The sequence below is a fragment of the Nonomuraea sp. NPDC050202 genome (assembly GCF_040656115.1).
Taxonomy (GTDB): domain Bacteria; phylum Actinomycetota; class Actinomycetes; order Streptosporangiales; family Streptosporangiaceae; genus Nonomuraea.
This window is the reverse complement of record NZ_JBFALF010000001.1, coordinates 684,625-699,116: the sequence shown is the minus strand read 5'-3', so window position 1 is coordinate 699,116 and position 14,492 is coordinate 684,625. Positions and strand designations below refer to the sequence as shown.

Sequence of the window (14,492 nt, the reverse complement as noted above, 5' to 3'; positions counted from 1 at the left end):
ACAACTCTGGACGACGCCCCGATCCGCGCCCGGCCCCGAGCGTCACGCGGGGGCCACGCCGTCGTACTCCACCACCAGGTGCCGCGGCCCCCGCAGGACGGCGCTCGGCCGGTAGGGCGGCGGGTCGGCGACCAGCCGCGGGTTGTCCAGCCTGCGGACCAGCTCGTTCAGCACGATCTGCGCTTCCATCCTGGCCAGCGGGGCGCCGAAGCAGTAGTGCACGCCGCCGCCGAAGCCGAGGTGCTCGTTGCGCGGCCGGTGGAGGTCGAACTCGTCCGGATGCGCCACGTGGCCGGGGTCGCGGCTGCCCGCCGCCATGGCCAGCACGACGGGCGCCCCCGCCGGGATCGTGGTGCCCGCGATCGTGATGTCGTCCAGGGCCACCCGGGAGGACACGAACTGCACGGGCGGCTCGTATCGCAGCAGCTCCTCGACGGCGGGGATGATCAGGTCGGGCTCCTCGCGCAGCCGTTCCAGCAGCTCGGGGCGACGCAGGAAGGTGAGCATGCCGTTGGCGATGAGGTTGATCGTGGTCTCGTGGCCGGCGATCAGCAGCAGCACCGACGTGGCCACCACCTCGTCCTGCGTCATGCCGCCCTCGGGGCCGCGGTAGGTCATGAGCCCCGACAGCATGTCGTCCCGCGGCTCCCGGCCGCGCGTCTCGGCGAGCCCGGCGAGATACCGCGACAGCTCCGTGGCCGCCGCCCCGCGCGCCCGCTCGCGTTCCGCGCGGTCCTCCTCCCCCGGCCCGAGCGTCTCGACGACCTCGTCCGCCAGCGCGTGGAAGCGCGGCTCGTCCTCCTCCGGCACGCCGAGCAGCGCGCAGATCACCGCCACCGGCAGCGGGTAGGCCACCTCGTCCACGAGGTCGGCCCGGTTCCTGCCGGCCAGGGCGTCGATCAGCGAGGTGGTGAGGGCGAGCATCTTCGGGCGCAGCCGCTCGACCGTCCCCGGCGAGTGCGGCGGGCCGAAGTGCCGCATGGCCAGGCGGCGCAGCCGGTCGTGCTCCGGCGGGTCGAGGCCGATGAAGGACGGGTGGAGGTCCGGCTCGTGGGGCGCGGCGCTGTCGAGGTTGCGCCGGTCGGAGCTGATGCGCGGGTCGTGCAGCAGGGCGACGATCTCCCGGTAGGTGCTGACCAGGTACGTGCCGTCGTCCTGCAACGCCACGGGGCTCTCGCGGAGCGCGCCGAAGAACCGGTACGGGTCGGCGCGGGCGGCCGGGTCGAGGATCTGCTTCAGGACGTTCATGCTCTTCTCCTGCTGTCAGCGTGGGTGCACCAGGGAGGCGCGGCGCTCCGCCGGGTCGTGGCCGGTCACCACGACCGTCGCCCCCGCGGTGGCCACCAGCCGCTCGGGGACCCGCGCGGGCACCGGCTCCCCGTCCGCACCGCCGCCGACGTGGCGGAAGTCCGGCGGGAACGGGGCCGCCCGCTCGATCTGGCGCTGGTAGAACTCCAGCCACATGGCCTGGTCGAAGGTGACCGCCGCGGTGATCCGGCCCTGGTAGCCGTAGACGGCGACGAACCGCCGCTGCTCCGGCGAGCCCTGGGTGAAGACGACCTGGTCGGCGAACGTGGGCACCCCGACCGACTTGATGTTCACGCCGAACTGGCTGGACCAGAAGACCGGCACCGACAGGTGCGGCCAGCGGTGCGCCTGGTCGCTCACCATGTTGTGCGCGGCGACCTCGGCCTGGGCGACCGCGTTGCCCCAGTGTTCGAGGCTCATGAACTGGTAGTCGTACAGCGGGTGCGGGAAGCGGGCGATGTCGCCGGCCACGAAGACGTCGTCGGTGACCAGGCCGTTGATGTCCACGACCCGGCAGCCCGCGTCGCACGTCACGCCCCACGCCCCGGCGGCCAGCCCGGAGTCCCGCAGCCAATCGACGTTGCGCACGGAGCCGAGCGCCACCACGGCCACGTCCGCCTCGACCGTGCTGCCGTCCGACAGCCGGGCCCCGCGCAGCCGCCCGTTCCCGTCCGATTCCAGCGCCGTGACGGTCGTGCCGCAGCGCAGGTCCACGCCGTGGTCGCGGTGGAGCTGGGCGGCCACGTCGCCGATGACGCCGCCCATGGCGTTGTAGAGCGGGGCGGGGCCGCGCTCGACGACGGTCACCGGCAGGTCCAGCTCCCGGCAGACGGAGGCGATCTCGCTGCCGGTGAATCCGGCGCCCAGGATCAGCACGCGGCGCGGGCCGGCGGCCAGCGCCTGCCGCAGGTCTGCGGCGTCCCGCGCGTCGCGCAGCGTGTGCACGCCGTCGAGCGCGCCCTCGGCCGCGTCCGGCCAGGGGCGGGCACGGGTGCCGGTGGCCAGCAGGACGCGGTCGAAGCCGATCTCCCTGCCGTCCGCCAGCCGTACGCGCTTGCCGGCCACGTCCAGCCCGGTCGCCGGCGTGCCGAACAGCAGCTCGGCCTCCACCTCGCGCAGGCGGGGCAGCAGGGTGTGCTCGGGCGGGACCTGGCCGGTGAGCACCTGCTTGGACAGGGGCGGCCGGTCGTACGGCTCGCGCGTCTCGTCGCCGATCATGGTCAGCGACCCGGCGAAACCCTCCCGCCTGAGCACCTCGGCCGCCCGCGCCCCGGCCAGCGAGGCGCCCACGATCACGATCCTGCCGTCCTTCCCCGCGGCGCCGGACGCCGGAGGCGGCGGCTCGGCCTCCCGCTGCCCCGGCGGCGGCATGGGCAGCGCCGTCCTGTCGAGGTGGATGGCCTGGACGGGGCAGGCCGCCGCCGCCCTGAGCACGTGCTCGCGCTGCTCGCCGGCGGGCTGCAGGTCGTACAGGAGCGCCTCGTCGTGCATGGTGAAGACGTCCGGCGCGAGGAACACGCACTGCCCGTAACCCTGGCAGCGCGTCAGATCGACGACGACTCGCACAAGCCACTCCCCCGGTCGACCGCGACGGCTGCCGGTGGGGAGCGCCCCGCCCCTCCTCGCCGGAGGCGGGCCCGGCTCCCCGAGCCCTTCCCCCTCGTCGCGGGCCGTAGCCCGCCCGCTCCATTCCTTTCCCTTGCCCTTGCCGAGGCCGGGACTGGCACGCGCGATGGGCGGGCGGCGCGCTCAGGTCTCGATGATGTCGGCCTGGGCCAGGACGCGCAGGTGCTCGAGCAGTTCCTCGGCGCTGGCGGTGAGCGGCTGGACGCAGACGTGGTCGGCGCCCGCGTCGAGATGCGCGCGCGTCCGCTGGATGATCGTCTCCGGATCGCCCCACGCCACGATGGCGTCGACCAGCGCGTCGCTGCCGCCGTCGGCCAGATCCTCGTCCTGCCAGCCCAGCTCGCGCAGGTTGTTGGCGTAGTTCGGCAGCGCCAGGTAGCGCGAGGTGAACTGGCGGGCGATGCGCCGCGCCCGGTCCGGATCGGTCTCCAGCAGGACGGTCTGCTCCGGCGCCAGCAGCGGCTCGGGGCCGAGCGCGGCCCGCGCGCGGGCGGTGTGCTCCGGGGGCACGAAGTAGGGATGCGCCCCGCTCGCCCGCTGGGCCGCCAGCTCCAGCATCCTGGGGCGCAGCGCGGCCAGCACCCGGGGCGCGGGCTCCGGCAGCGGGCCGGCGTACTCGGTGGCGTCCATGGCGTCGAGGTAGTGGCGCATGGCCGACACCGGCTTGCGGTAGTCGTGCCCGCGCACCGACACCACGGGCGCGTGGCTGACGCCGAGGCCGAGCACGAAACGGCTCTCGTACGCCTCCGCGAGCGCGTTGGCGCCGTTGGCGGCGGCGATGGGGTCGCGCGCCCAGATGCTGGCGATGCCGGTCGCCACCGTGAGGCTGCTCGTGGCGCCCAGCAGGATCGCCGCGTGGGTCAGCGACTCCTTGCCGTTCGGCGTCTCGCCGACCCACAGCGTCCTGAAGCCCAGGTTCTCGATCTCCGCGGCGGCCTCCCGCTCGACCGAGGCCGGTTCCCTGCTGAGGGTGGCGTTCCAGACCCCCACGCGCCCCATGCGCCGCTTCAGCGCCTCGATCTCGCTCGTCTCCGGCATCGCGCTCCACCACCTCGTCGGACCGGGCTTGCAAGATCCACGATAAACAGCCCATGGTCGAGGCAGGTTAATGACGTGCCGTGCTCCCGGCCATCCCGGTCATGGGGCCTGCGCCGGGATCACGCCGGCGTCGGCGAGGACGGCCAGGAACAAACCCAGGCACAGCAGCGCCACGGGCCACACCTTCTGGGAGAGCGCGAGAACGATGCCGGCGAGGAGCGCCACGATGGCCAGGATGTCGAGGGCGTGCATGGGGAGGTCTCTGCCCGCCCGTACGGATCTCAGGCCCCGCGAACACCGGCGCGCCTGGTTGAACCGGACGCCGACGATGATCGTTTGAGGTGGCATGAGATGGAGTTCGATCGTCGTCATGGTGCTGGTGCCGGTGCTCGCGGGCTGCGGGGGCGCGCAGGCACGACAGGCCGGCCCGGCCACCCCGAGCCCTGAACGGCTCGGCCGGCCCTCCGCCCCGCCTGCGAGCAAGCCGGCCACCGTGCCTTCTACCGTGCCTCCTACCGTGCCTCGTACCGCGCCTCCTACCGTGCCTTCTACCGCGCCCACCACCGCCGCACCCGCTGCCGGGGTGACAGCGGCCGCCGACGGGCGTCCGGTGGCCATGTGGCTGCACGTGGGCGGCCTGGCGGCTTCCGGCCTCGTCGCCGTACGCCCTCCCTCGCTGGTCGTCTACGCCGACGGGCGGGCCATCGCCGACGCCGCCCACGAGCTGCGCCTGCCACCCGCGGAGGTCGAAACCCTGGTGAAGGAGCTGGGCCGGGAGCTGGCCGGGCAACCCGCCACCGCGTCACCCCGGCCCGGCACGCCCACGGTGTACGACGCGCCGGCCACGGTCCTGGGCGTCGACAGCGGGGGCGGGATGCACGAGGTACACGTACCGCATCTGAACATGACCCGGGACGCCTACGCCCCCGCGCTCGCCGGCGCCGACGACCGGCTCAGCCGCCTGGCCGACCTCGCCGCCGCGAAGGGCCGCCCCTACACCAACACCCGGGTGAGGCTGTCCGCCCAGCGGCTGAACGCCCCCGGCATCGACGCCGACCCGTGGCCGCGGGGCCTGCCCGCGCCGCCCCGGAAGGAGACCGAGGACTACGAGGGCGACAAGGCGCGGAAGATCGCCCGGCTGGTGCCTGCCGACGGGGGCCGGCACGTCTACCGCACCCCGTCCGGCGAGCACATCGCGCTGTCGTGGCGGTACCTGCTCCCCCACGAGTAGCACGGCGCCGGTCAGGGCGCGGTGGCCCGGTCGAGCAGTTCGAGCAGGTGGTGGTACGGCTTGCCGGTGGCCCGCGTCATGCCCAGCTCGCAGGTGCGGTTGACCGAGGCGTGCGCGGCGAACTCCCCGGCCCGTACGGCGGCGGCCTCGGCGCGGGTGGCGGAGGCGGTCAGCTCGGGGTGGAGCAGGCCGCGGTCGCCGGCGAACGCGCAGCACTGCCAGTCCTGCGGGACCGTCACCTCCTCGGCGACCGCCTGCGCGATCCGGTTGATGGCGGCGTCCAGGCCCAGGCGGGTGGAGGAGCAGGTGGGATGCAGGGCCAGGGACGGCAGGCGGCGCTTGACGGCCAGGCGGGGCAGGAGGTGCTCGGCGGTGTAGGCGACCGCGTCCATCACCTCCAGGCCCGTCACCTCCAGGCCCGTCACCTCCCGCTCCGTCGCCTCCAGGCCGAGGTGGGCGAAGCCCTCGGTGCAGGAGGCGGCGTCGCTGATCACCGGGAGGCGGCCGCCGTCCGTCGCTTCGAGCAGCGCGTCGCGGACGCGGCCGGCCATGACCTCGTGGCCGGCGGAGTAGCCCTTGGACGACCAGGGCGTGCCGCAGCACAGCCCGGCGATGCCCTCCGGCACGTGCAGCCGCACGCCCGCGCGCCGCGCCAGCCGGGCGAACGCGATCATCACGCCGGGCCCGCCGTCGGCGGGGGCGAACATGGTGTTCAGGCAGGACGGGAGGTAGACCGCGTCGGCCTCGGGGTTCGGCAGCGGGCGGCGGCGCGACCCACCGCGCGGCAGGTCGCGGCTCCACTGGGGGACGGCTTCCGCGGCGGCGAGGGCGCGGGCGGCGCGGCTGCCGGCCTCGGGCAGCGCGGGCGGGGTGGCGGCGGCGGTGTCCAGGGCGAGGTTCATCGCCCGGGTGACGCCGTCCCAGTGCCTGGCGGCGCTCTTCCAGCCCTGCCGCGCGGCGCGGCCGTGGCGTTCGGCGCGCAGGCGCTTGGTCAGGTCGCCGGTGTTGATGCCGACGGGGCAGGCGGTGGCGCACATGCCGTCCACGGCGCAGGTGTCCACGGCGTCGTAGCCGTACTCCGACTCCAGCTCGCGGGCGAGGTCATGGTCGCCGGCGGAAACGGCGGCGGCCAGCTCGCGGCGCAGCACGATGCGCTGGCGCGGGGTGGTGGTCAGGTCGCGGCTGGGGCAGACCGGCTCGCAGTAGCCGCACTCCACGCACCGGTCCACCTCGGGCTCGACGGCGACCACGTGCTTGAGGTCGCGCAGGTGGGCGTCGTCGCGGTCGGTGAGCACGACGCCCGGGTTGAGCGTGCCGTCCGGGTCGCACAGGCGCTTGATCTCGCGCATCACCTCGTACAGCTCGTCGCCGTACTGGCGGCGCACGAACGGGGCCATGACGCGCCCGGTGCCGTGCTCGGCCTTGAGCGTGCCGCCCCTGGACAGGACGGCCTCGACCATGTCCTCGGTGAAGGCGGCGTAGCGGTCGAGCTCGGTGTCGAAGCGCTCGTTGAGCATGAAGTGCAGGTTGCCGTCCTTGGCGTGGCCGAAGATGACGCTGCGCTCGTACCGGTGCCGGGCGAACAGGCCGGTCAGCTCGTCGCAGAGCTCGGCCAGGGCGGGCACCGGAACGGCGACGTCTTCGAGCAGGGCCGTGGTGCCGCTGGGGCGGGCGCCGGCGACCGAGGCGTACAGGCCCTTGCGGATGTGCCACAGCGCCGCCCGGCCGCCCGCGTCCCTGCTCAGCGAGGCGGGGACGGCCAGCTCCAGCTCCGGCAGCAGCTCCCCGGCCGCGCGCTCGCGCCCGGCCAGGAGGTCTTCCTCGGACTCCTGCCACTCGACCAGGAGGGCGGCGTGCTCGGCGACGGCGAGCGAGCGCAGCATCTCGCCGGCCTCGGCGTCGGTCCTGGCCACCCGCAGGGACTCGGCGTCCAGCAGCTCGACGGCGGCGGGGGCGGCCTCGACGAGGTGGGGCACGGCGGCCATCGCCGCGTGCAGGGTGGGGAAGACGAGCAGGCCGGTGGCGGCCAGCCGGTGCGCGGGCACCGTGCGGAAGATCGCCTCCGCGACGAAGCCGAGCGTGCCCTCGCTGCCGATGACGAGGTGGGCGAGGATCTGCGCGGGCGTGTCGTGGTCGAGCAGGCTGTTCAGCCCGTAACCCATGGTGTTCTTGAGCGAGAACTGGGCCCGGATGCGGCGCACCGAGTCCGGATTTTTCCGGACTCGGTCGCGCAGTCGCTCCAAGCCGGCCGCCAGCTCCGGTTCGAACGCCCGCAGGCGCTCGTCCGCGTCCGGTGCGCCGGTGTCGATGACGGTGCCGCTGGGCAGCACGATCGTCATCGACTCCAGGGTCTGGTACGTGTTGGCGTGCGTGCCGCAGGTCATGCCGCTGGAGTTGTTGGCAACGACGCCGCCGATCGTGCACGCCGACTCGCTGGCCGGGTCGGGGCCGAGCTTGCGGCCGTACGGGGCGAGGCGGGCGTTGACCTGCCTCAGCACCGCGCCGGGCTGCACCCGCACCCGGTTCCCGCCGTCCAGCACCTCGATGGCGCGGAAGTGCCGCCGGGTGTCCACGAGCAGGTGCTCGCTGACGGCCTGCCCGCTCAGGCTGGTGCCGCCCGAGCGGAACGTCAGGGGCAGCCCCGTCCGCAGCAGCGCCGCCACCTGCTCCGCGCTCTCCGGCACCAGCACGGCCTGCGGCGTGAGCAGGTAGTGCGAGGCGTCGTGAGCCAGGCCGAGCCGGTCGCTCGCCCGCGCCCTGGCGATCCCGGGGACGGCGGCCTCGACTGCGGCCAGGACTGCGGGATCGGGTGCGGTCAGGCTCATGCTTTCTCCGTGTTCCAACGAGGTGTCCAGCGGCGCGCGTCATGACGGCGCCCGCCGGCGGCTTCAGCGGGGGGCGATGACCTGCTGGCGCTGGCTGCCGAGGCCCTCGATACCCAACTCCATCACGTCGCCCGGCTGGAGCCAGATCTGGGGGTCGTGGCCCATGCCGACGCCGGGCGGGGTGCCGGTGTTGATGAGGTCGCCGGGCTCCAGGACCATGAACTGGCTCAGGTGGTGCACGATGACGTACGGGTCGAAGATCATCGTCTTGGTGGTGCCGGTCTGGCGGCGCACACCGTTGACGTCCAGCCACATGCCGAGGTTCTTCACGTCGGCGAGCTCGTCGGGGGTGACCAGCCACGGCCCGGCCGGGTTGAACGTCTCGGCGGACTTGCCCTTGCTCCACTGGCCGCCGCGCTCCATCTGGAAGGCGCGCTCACTGACGTCGTTGACCACGCAGTAGCCCGCGATCGCGTCCTTCGCCTCCTCCACCGAGTCGAGGTAGGAGGTGCGGCGGCCGATGACGATGCCCAGCTCCACCTCCCAGTCGGTCTTGGTCGCGCCGCGCGGGATCCGGACGTCGTCGTACGGGCCGACGAGCGTGTTCGGCGACTTGGTGAACAGGATCGGCTCGTCCGGCACGGCCTGGCCGGTCTCGGCGGCGTGGTCGCTGTAGTTGAGGCCGATGCACAGGATCTGGTGCGGCCGGGCGATCGGCGCGCCGATCCGCTCACCGGCGAACTCCCGCACGTCACCGCGCGCGACCCGGTCGCCGAGCAGGGCCGGGCCGCCGGCGGCGAAGAAGCGCTCGTCGAAGTCCGGGGTGACGTCAGAGACGTCGATGTAGTGAGTGTCGTCGATGCGGACGACGGGCCTCTCGGCGCCGGGCGCGCCGATGCGCATGAGGTACATGGGGGTCTCTCTCAGCAGGGGTTCCAGTAGGGCGTGGGCAGGCCGCGTACGCCCACCCTGGCGGTGAACAGGCGGCCGTCGTCGGGGCCGGGGTCGCTCAGGCCGATGGTGGCCGTGGTGATGACGAGGACGTCGAGATCGGGGCCGGCGAAGGCGGCGCTGGAGGTGTGCGGGGCGCCGGTCTCGACGACGTCGAGCAGCTCTCCGGCGGGAGTGCGGCACTCGACGCGGCCGAGCCCCCAGTTGGCGATCCACAGGTTGCCGCCGGCGTCGGCGCACATCCCGTCGGGCGAGCCGTCGGTGATGGTGAACGCCTCCCGCCGCGGCCCGGCCCTGCCGCTGTCCGGGTCGTAGTCGCGGACCCAGATCGTGCCGGGGATGGTGTCGACGCTGTAGAGCCGGCCATTGGCCCAGGCCAGGCCGTTGGAGAGCACCAGGTCGGTGTCGAGATACGTCAGCCCGGTCCTGTCGAGGCGGGCCAGCACCTCCTGACCGTGGCGGCCGTCCTGGGCCAGGCTGCCGATCAGGAACCGCCCGGCCGGGTCCACGGCGCCGTCGTTCAGCCGGCTGCGCACGCCCTCGGGCAGCACCCTGGCCAGCTCCGTACGGCTCCCGCCGGCGTCGGCCCTGATCAGCGTGGCCTGCCCGGCCACGATCAGCTCACCATCGGCCGCCACGGCCACGGCGCCCACGGTGCCGTCGAAGACGTGCCGGCCGCTGACCGTGACGCGGCCGGTCTCCGCGTCGAGGCGCCCCTCGTACACGGTGCCCGCGACGATGTCGACCCACAGCAGGCGCTGCCGGCCGGCGTCCCACACCGGGCCTTCGCCCAGCTCGTAGACGTCGGCCGAGGCCGGGACGGCGGTGAACGTCACGGAAGGTCCTCTCCTGAGGCGATGGCGCGGATGGCGGGCACGTCGTCGACGAGCTTGCGCAGCGGCGTGCGGTAGGCCAGGCCGCTGACGCTGATCGCGCCGCTGGGCACGGTGGGCGAGGTCAGGTAGGCGGCGACGGCCACGCAGTTGACCCCGGGCTCGTTCTCCTGGTCGTCGGTGGCGTAGCCCTGCTCGCGGATGCGGACGAGCTCGGCGTGCAGCTCCTCGGCGGTGCCGATCGACTGCTCGGTCGGCCGTTCCAGCGTGCGGCCGTCCGCCCAGGCGCGGACCGCGTCCTCGGTCCTGAGCGCGTCGGCGAGGAGCACCTTGCCGACAGCCGTGCAGTGGGCCGGGTTGCGGCCGCCCACCACCGAGCTGAGCCGCACCGCCCCGGCGGCCGGGTCGAGCTTGGACCGGTAGACGACCGAGGGCCCGTCGAGCACGGCGTAGTGCGCCGTCTCGCCGTAACGCTCGCACAGCGCCCTGAGCACCGGCATGACGCGGACGTGGTCGGGCCGGGCCTCGTGGTGCGCGAAGGCCATCCGCAGGAACTCGTCGCCCAGCACGTAGCGGCCGTGGCCGTGCTGGGCGGCGAGGCCGGCGCGGCGCAGCGCGGCCAGCGCGCGGTGCACCGTCGGCTTCGGGCTCGCCACCGCCCGCGCCATCTCCTCCAGCCCGATGCCGTCGGGATGGCGCGCCAGCTCGGCCAGCACCGCCAGCACGCGGTCGGAGCCGACGAGCTTGTCCGCGGAGTTTTGCTCGGACATGTTCCGAACCCTAGACCATCGTTCCGGTAAACGAAAGTTAACGCTCTCGCTGGCCGGCGAGCATCAGGGGACGGTGACCACGATCTTGCCGACCTGCGCGTTCGACTCCAGGTAGCGGTGCGCCCCGGCGATCTCGTCCAGCTCGAAGGTGCGGTCCACGACGGGCCTGAAGGCCCCGGAGCGCAGCCCGGACGCCACGAACGCCGCCGCGCGGCGCAGCCGCTCGGGCCTGGTCGTCGTCTCCAGCATCGTGTACGTCCGCATGGCCACCGCCGGCATGCCGAGCTCGATCCCCGGGTAGGGCGTCGGCTGCCCGCTCAGCGCCCCGTACACCAGCAGCATGCCGCCGTCCGCGACCGCCCGGGTCAGGTCCCGCACGCCGGGGCCCGCGACCGCGTCGAGGACGAGCTCGGCGCCCCGGCCGCCGGTGGCCGCCAGCACCCGCTCCGCCACGTCCTCCTCCTGCTCGGTGACGATCACCTCGGCCGCGCCCTCCTTCAGCAGCGCCTCCTTCTTGGCGGCGGTGCGGGTCAGGGCGATCGGCGTGGCGCCGAGGCGGTCGGCGACGTGGATGGCGGCCAGCCCCACGCTGCTGGAGGCCGCGTTCAGCACGACCGTGTCGCCGGGCCGCGTGCCGCCGGTCTCCATCAACGCGCCGTAGGCCGTCACGTACGACATCCACACGGCGGCGCCCTCGACCGCGCCGATCCCCTCCGGGCGGCGCAGCACCGCCGCGGCGGGCACGATCATCCGCTCGCCGTACACGCCGTAGTCGTTCATCGAGAACGTCTGCACCGTGCTGACCGGCTGCCCCGGCCGCACCCCGGTCACCCCCGCGCCGACCGCCTCCACGACGCCGGCCGCCTCCGTGCCCAGCGTGGCGGGGAACCGCTTCACCGGCTCGATGTACCGTCCGGAGCGGAACAGCGTCTCCGACCGGTTCAGCCCGATCGCCTCCACCCGGATCCGCACCTCGCCGGGCCCCGGATCGCGCACCTCGACGTCCTCGATCCGCATCACCTCGGGCCCGCCGAGCTCGCGGAACACCACAGTCCTGGCCATCACTCAGTCCTTCCGTCACAGGGAACGCGGGGTCCACTGCAGCACGAAAGTTCGATGGCTGTCAAACTTTGATGTCTGTCGTACTACGACATGCCTTCAGACCGGGCGCTTGGCCCCCGACTCGCCGTCGGCCAGCACCATGGCGCTCTGCGGCGTGCGGACCACGTTCGCGTCGGTGCAGGGGTCCGACGCGCCGTCCGCCCGCGCCGGGGAGGCGCCCAGCGCCAGCACGGCGACCAGCGCGGCGGTCGCGGCGGCGGCACGACGGGTCCGGGTACGGAACTGCATGGGTCCTCCACTCGAGCGGCGATCAGGGCGGTGCTGCTCACCAGCATCGAGCCCACACCCCCGCCCGTCCACCCCGAATCCTCCCTTTTCTGCTAGTTGCGCCCCGCGCCTGGTCCCGTATCGTCCCCACCAACGATCCTGATCACGTGAGAGGTGACCGGCATGTCCGTCGCTGCGATACGACACGTCTTCCAGGTGGTGGACTCGTTCGACGTCGACGAGTTCGTGAAGTTGTTGTCCGAGGACGCCACGCTCGTGTTCGCCAACGCCGAGCCGGCGGTCGGGCGCGAGGCCATCACCGCCGGGCTGCGGACGTTCTTCTCCACGATCGGCGGGCTGCGGCACCGCATCGTCAGGACCTGGCAGACCGGTGACGACAGCATCGCCGAGACCGAGGTCACCTACCGGCGGCTCGACGGCAAGGACGTCAGCGTCCCGGCCGTGTCGATCTGGCGCACCGGCTCCGACGGCCTGATCTCCGACTACCGCATCTTCGTCGACCTCGCCCCGGTCTACGCGGCATAGCCCGCGAGGAGCCTGCAGCCCCTGACCATCGGCTGCAGCCGCCTCGCCCACGGAGCCGACCCGATCCCCGACCCGCCCGTCCACCCGGCCTGCGTCGCCGCGATCGGCGAGCGACTCGGCACCGGCATCGTCATCCTGCCCCGGCGCAACCCGCCTTCCTGGAACGCCACGCTGCCCTCCCGCACTGAAGTCCTCACACGAGGACTTGAAAGTCCCCACATAAGGACTTTAGAGTCGGCCTCGACGAACCCGCCACCTGGTGACCAGGAGATGCCATGTACGCAGTCGTCCGCCACTACAGCACGGCTCCGGGCTCGGTCGAGGCCATGGTCTCGGCCGTGGACAACGAGTTCGCCGACCGCGTCCCCCAGGAGGTCGGCGCCGTCCTCTACAGCGCCGTCGACACCGGCGACGGTACGGCGATCACCATCACGATCTACGACGACGAGGAGGCGGCCGTGCGCTCGGAGGCCACGGTGGCCGAGCTCCAGCGGAACCTCGGCGAGCGGTTCGGCGTCGAGCAGACCGCCGCGCACCGGGGCGAGGTCGTGGTGAGCCGGGCGAGCGAGGCCGTCGCCCGGCCGGTGCGCTTCCGGGCCTAGCCTCGCCTCCATGAACAGGACAGGACGGCGGCCGGGCGCCTCGACGACCCGGGAGGAGATCCTGGCGGCGGCGGCCGAGGCGTTCAGCGTCGGCGGCTACGAGGCCACCAGCGTGCGCCAGGTGGCCGCCGCGGCGGGGGTGGACCCGGCCCTGGTGCGGCGGTTCTTCGGCGGCAAGGAGCAGCTGTTCGGCGCGGTCGTGACGGACGTGTTCCGGCCCGAGCACGCCGTGGCCATGCTGCTGGACGGCCCGCGGGGCAGGCTGGGTGAGCGGCTGGTCACGTACGTGCTGCGGCTGCTGGGCGAGGTGGAGCGGCCGGGCCCGCTGCTGGGGCTGATGCGCTCGGCGGCCACCAGCGAGCCCGCCGCGGCCCTGATCAGGAGCTTCCTGGCCGACGACATGCTCGGCAAGGTCACGCGGCGGCTCGGGGTGGACCAGCCCGAGCTGCGCGCCGCGCTGGCCGCCGGCCAGCTCGTCGGCCTGGCCATCACCCGCTACGCCGTCCGCGCGGACGCGCTGGTCGCCGCCGAGCCGGACGAGCTGGCCGGCTGGGTCGCGGCCGGCTGGCGGATCCGCGACCTGAACACCCTCATGGCCGACGACGCCACCCTCGCCCTGATCCACCCCGACCGCTACGTCCCCCATCCGGACCTCGGCTGAGGAACGCCGGAGCCCTCGCGGCCAGGCGGCCCGTTCGCGTTCGGCGGCGAGGTCCCGGGTGAACTCGTCGATGCCGGCCCGCCTGCCGGGCCCCGCCGAGCGGGAGGCGATGGAGGCGACGAGCTCGGCGTAGGAGAGCTCTCGGCGGGCTCTGCGCCGGTCAGGTGTCCTCGGCCAGGAGGCGCAGGCTCTCGCGGGCCCAGTCGGCGCGGGCCTGCGCGACGGCGATCTGGCCGGCGAAGACGTGCGCCTTCAGCCTGGCGATCCGGTCGTGCTCGGCCGGCGGCCGGTTCTTCAGCCGTTCCTTGAGCAGATCGGTCTCCTTGGCCAGCAGCGCCTCGCTGTGGGCGCGCCATTCGGCGATCAGCTTCTCCTGCTCGGCGATGTACGTCCGCAGCACGGCCGCGGCCTGCTCCGGATCGACCATGTCGAAGAAGAGCGCCTGCAGGAAGAACGCGTCCCGCACCGGCGGCGCGGCGTGGCCGGTGCCCACCCAGGCGCGCAGCTCCTCCAGCCCCCGCTCGGTGATCGAGTAGACCATCCGCCTCAGCTTCGTGCCGCGGATCTCCTGCTGCCCCTCGATCAGGCCGGCCTGCTCCATCTGCCGCAGCGTCGGATAGATCTGGCTGTGCGGCGCGGACCACACCCAGCGCGGGGCGGCCTCGAAGAAGCGGGTCAGCTCGTACCCGTTCATCGGGCGCGCCTCCAGGACGCCGAGCAGCGCGTGCTGAAGCGACATGCCCCTCAGCATAGGGAGGGCCACAGAACCCCT

At 73.6% G+C, this 14,492-nt stretch carries 15 protein-coding genes and 1 pseudogene; 4 read left to right on the top strand and 12 right to left on the bottom strand.

The window, feature by feature from the left end:
- Positions 1–42: 42 nt before the first annotated feature.
- The 4 genes from AB0I79_RS03465 to AB0I79_RS03450 all read right to left on the bottom strand — a co-directional run bounded on the left by AB0I79_RS03465 (position 43) and on the right by AB0I79_RS03450 (position 4,224).
- Positions 43–1,248 carry a cytochrome P450 gene (locus AB0I79_RS03465; RefSeq protein WP_357866323.1) on the bottom strand — a complete coding sequence of 402 codons (1,206 nt, stop codon included), beginning with the start codon at positions 1,246–1,248 and terminating at the stop codon, positions 43–45.
- Positions 1,249–1,263: 15 nt separating this feature from the next.
- Positions 1,264–2,874, bottom strand: a complete 1,611-nt coding sequence (locus AB0I79_RS03460) for an FAD-dependent oxidoreductase (RefSeq protein WP_357866321.1) — start codon at positions 2,872–2,874, stop codon at positions 1,264–1,266.
- A gap of 183 nt (positions 2,875–3,057) precedes the next feature.
- Positions 3,058–3,972, bottom strand: coding sequence for an LLM class F420-dependent oxidoreductase (locus tag AB0I79_RS03455; protein WP_357866320.1), 915 nt, complete (start codon positions 3,970–3,972; stop codon positions 3,058–3,060).
- A gap of 99 nt (positions 3,973–4,071) precedes the next feature.
- Positions 4,072–4,224: a hypothetical protein gene (locus tag AB0I79_RS03450; protein ID WP_357866318.1), complete on the bottom strand. Its 153-nt coding sequence runs from the start codon at positions 4,222–4,224 to the stop codon at positions 4,072–4,074.
- Between the two features lie 94 nt (positions 4,225–4,318).
- On the opposite strand from AB0I79_RS03450, the gene AB0I79_RS03445 reads away from it, so the two are divergent.
- Positions 4,319–5,203, top strand: coding sequence for a hypothetical protein (locus tag AB0I79_RS03445; RefSeq protein WP_357866316.1), 885 nt, complete (start codon positions 4,319–4,321; stop codon positions 5,201–5,203).
- 11 nt (positions 5,204–5,214) lie between these two features.
- Here AB0I79_RS03445 and AB0I79_RS03440 read toward each other — a convergent pair whose 3' ends face one another.
- From AB0I79_RS03440 to AB0I79_RS03415, 6 genes are all read right to left on the bottom strand, one after another.
- Complete coding sequence (locus tag AB0I79_RS03440) at positions 5,215–8,028, bottom strand: FAD-binding and (Fe-S)-binding domain-containing protein (protein WP_357866314.1); 2,814 nt, start codon at positions 8,026–8,028, stop codon at positions 5,215–5,217.
- Between the two features lie 63 nt (positions 8,029–8,091).
- On the bottom strand, positions 8,092–8,940 hold the full coding sequence (locus AB0I79_RS03435; protein WP_357866313.1) for a fumarylacetoacetate hydrolase family protein: 849 nt from the start codon (positions 8,938–8,940) through the stop codon (positions 8,092–8,094).
- A gap of 11 nt (positions 8,941–8,951) precedes the next feature.
- Positions 8,952–9,815, bottom strand: coding sequence for an SMP-30/gluconolactonase/LRE family protein (locus tag AB0I79_RS03430; RefSeq protein WP_357866311.1), 864 nt, complete (start codon positions 9,813–9,815; stop codon positions 8,952–8,954).
- A complete protein-coding gene (locus tag AB0I79_RS03425) occupies positions 9,812–10,582 on the bottom strand; it encodes an IclR family transcriptional regulator (protein ID WP_357866309.1) in 771 nt (256 codons plus the stop codon). Before AB0I79_RS03425 ends, AB0I79_RS03430 begins: the two co-directional genes overlap by 4 nt.
- A gap of 63 nt (positions 10,583–10,645) precedes the next feature.
- Positions 10,646–11,644, bottom strand: coding sequence for a zinc-dependent alcohol dehydrogenase family protein (locus tag AB0I79_RS03420; RefSeq protein ID WP_357866308.1), 999 nt, complete (start codon positions 11,642–11,644; stop codon positions 10,646–10,648).
- A gap of 96 nt (positions 11,645–11,740) precedes the next feature.
- Complete coding sequence (locus tag AB0I79_RS03415) at positions 11,741–11,932, bottom strand: hypothetical protein (RefSeq protein WP_357866306.1); 192 nt, start codon at positions 11,930–11,932, stop codon at positions 11,741–11,743.
- Positions 11,933–12,094: 162 nt separating this feature from the next.
- On the opposite strand from AB0I79_RS03415, the gene AB0I79_RS03410 reads away from it, so the two are divergent.
- The 3 genes from AB0I79_RS03410 to AB0I79_RS03400 all read left to right on the top strand — a co-directional run bounded on the left by AB0I79_RS03410 (position 12,095) and on the right by AB0I79_RS03400 (position 13,720).
- Positions 12,095–12,457: a nuclear transport factor 2 family protein gene (locus AB0I79_RS03410; protein ID WP_357866304.1), complete on the top strand. Its 363-nt coding sequence runs from the start codon at positions 12,095–12,097 to the stop codon at positions 12,455–12,457.
- Between the two features lie 275 nt (positions 12,458–12,732).
- Positions 12,733–13,059 carry a hypothetical protein gene (locus AB0I79_RS03405; RefSeq protein WP_357866303.1) on the top strand — a complete coding sequence of 109 codons (327 nt, stop codon included), beginning with the start codon at positions 12,733–12,735 and terminating at the stop codon, positions 13,057–13,059.
- A 10-nt stretch (positions 13,060–13,069) separates the two neighbouring features.
- Positions 13,070–13,720 carry a TetR family transcriptional regulator gene (locus AB0I79_RS03400; protein ID WP_357866301.1) on the top strand — a complete coding sequence of 217 codons (651 nt, stop codon included), beginning with the start codon at positions 13,070–13,072 and terminating at the stop codon, positions 13,718–13,720.
- Between the two features lie 57 nt (positions 13,721–13,777).
- Here AB0I79_RS03400 and AB0I79_RS03395 read toward each other — a convergent pair.
- Positions 13,778–13,861 (bottom strand): annotated as a pseudogene (locus AB0I79_RS03395) (hypothetical protein); the annotation flags it as partial.
- A 19-nt stretch (positions 13,862–13,880) separates the two neighbouring features.
- Positions 13,881–14,459, bottom strand: a complete 579-nt coding sequence (locus tag AB0I79_RS03390; RefSeq protein ID WP_357866299.1) for a helix-turn-helix transcriptional regulator — start codon at positions 14,457–14,459, stop codon at positions 13,881–13,883.
- Between the last annotated feature and the right edge of the window lie 33 nt (positions 14,460–14,492).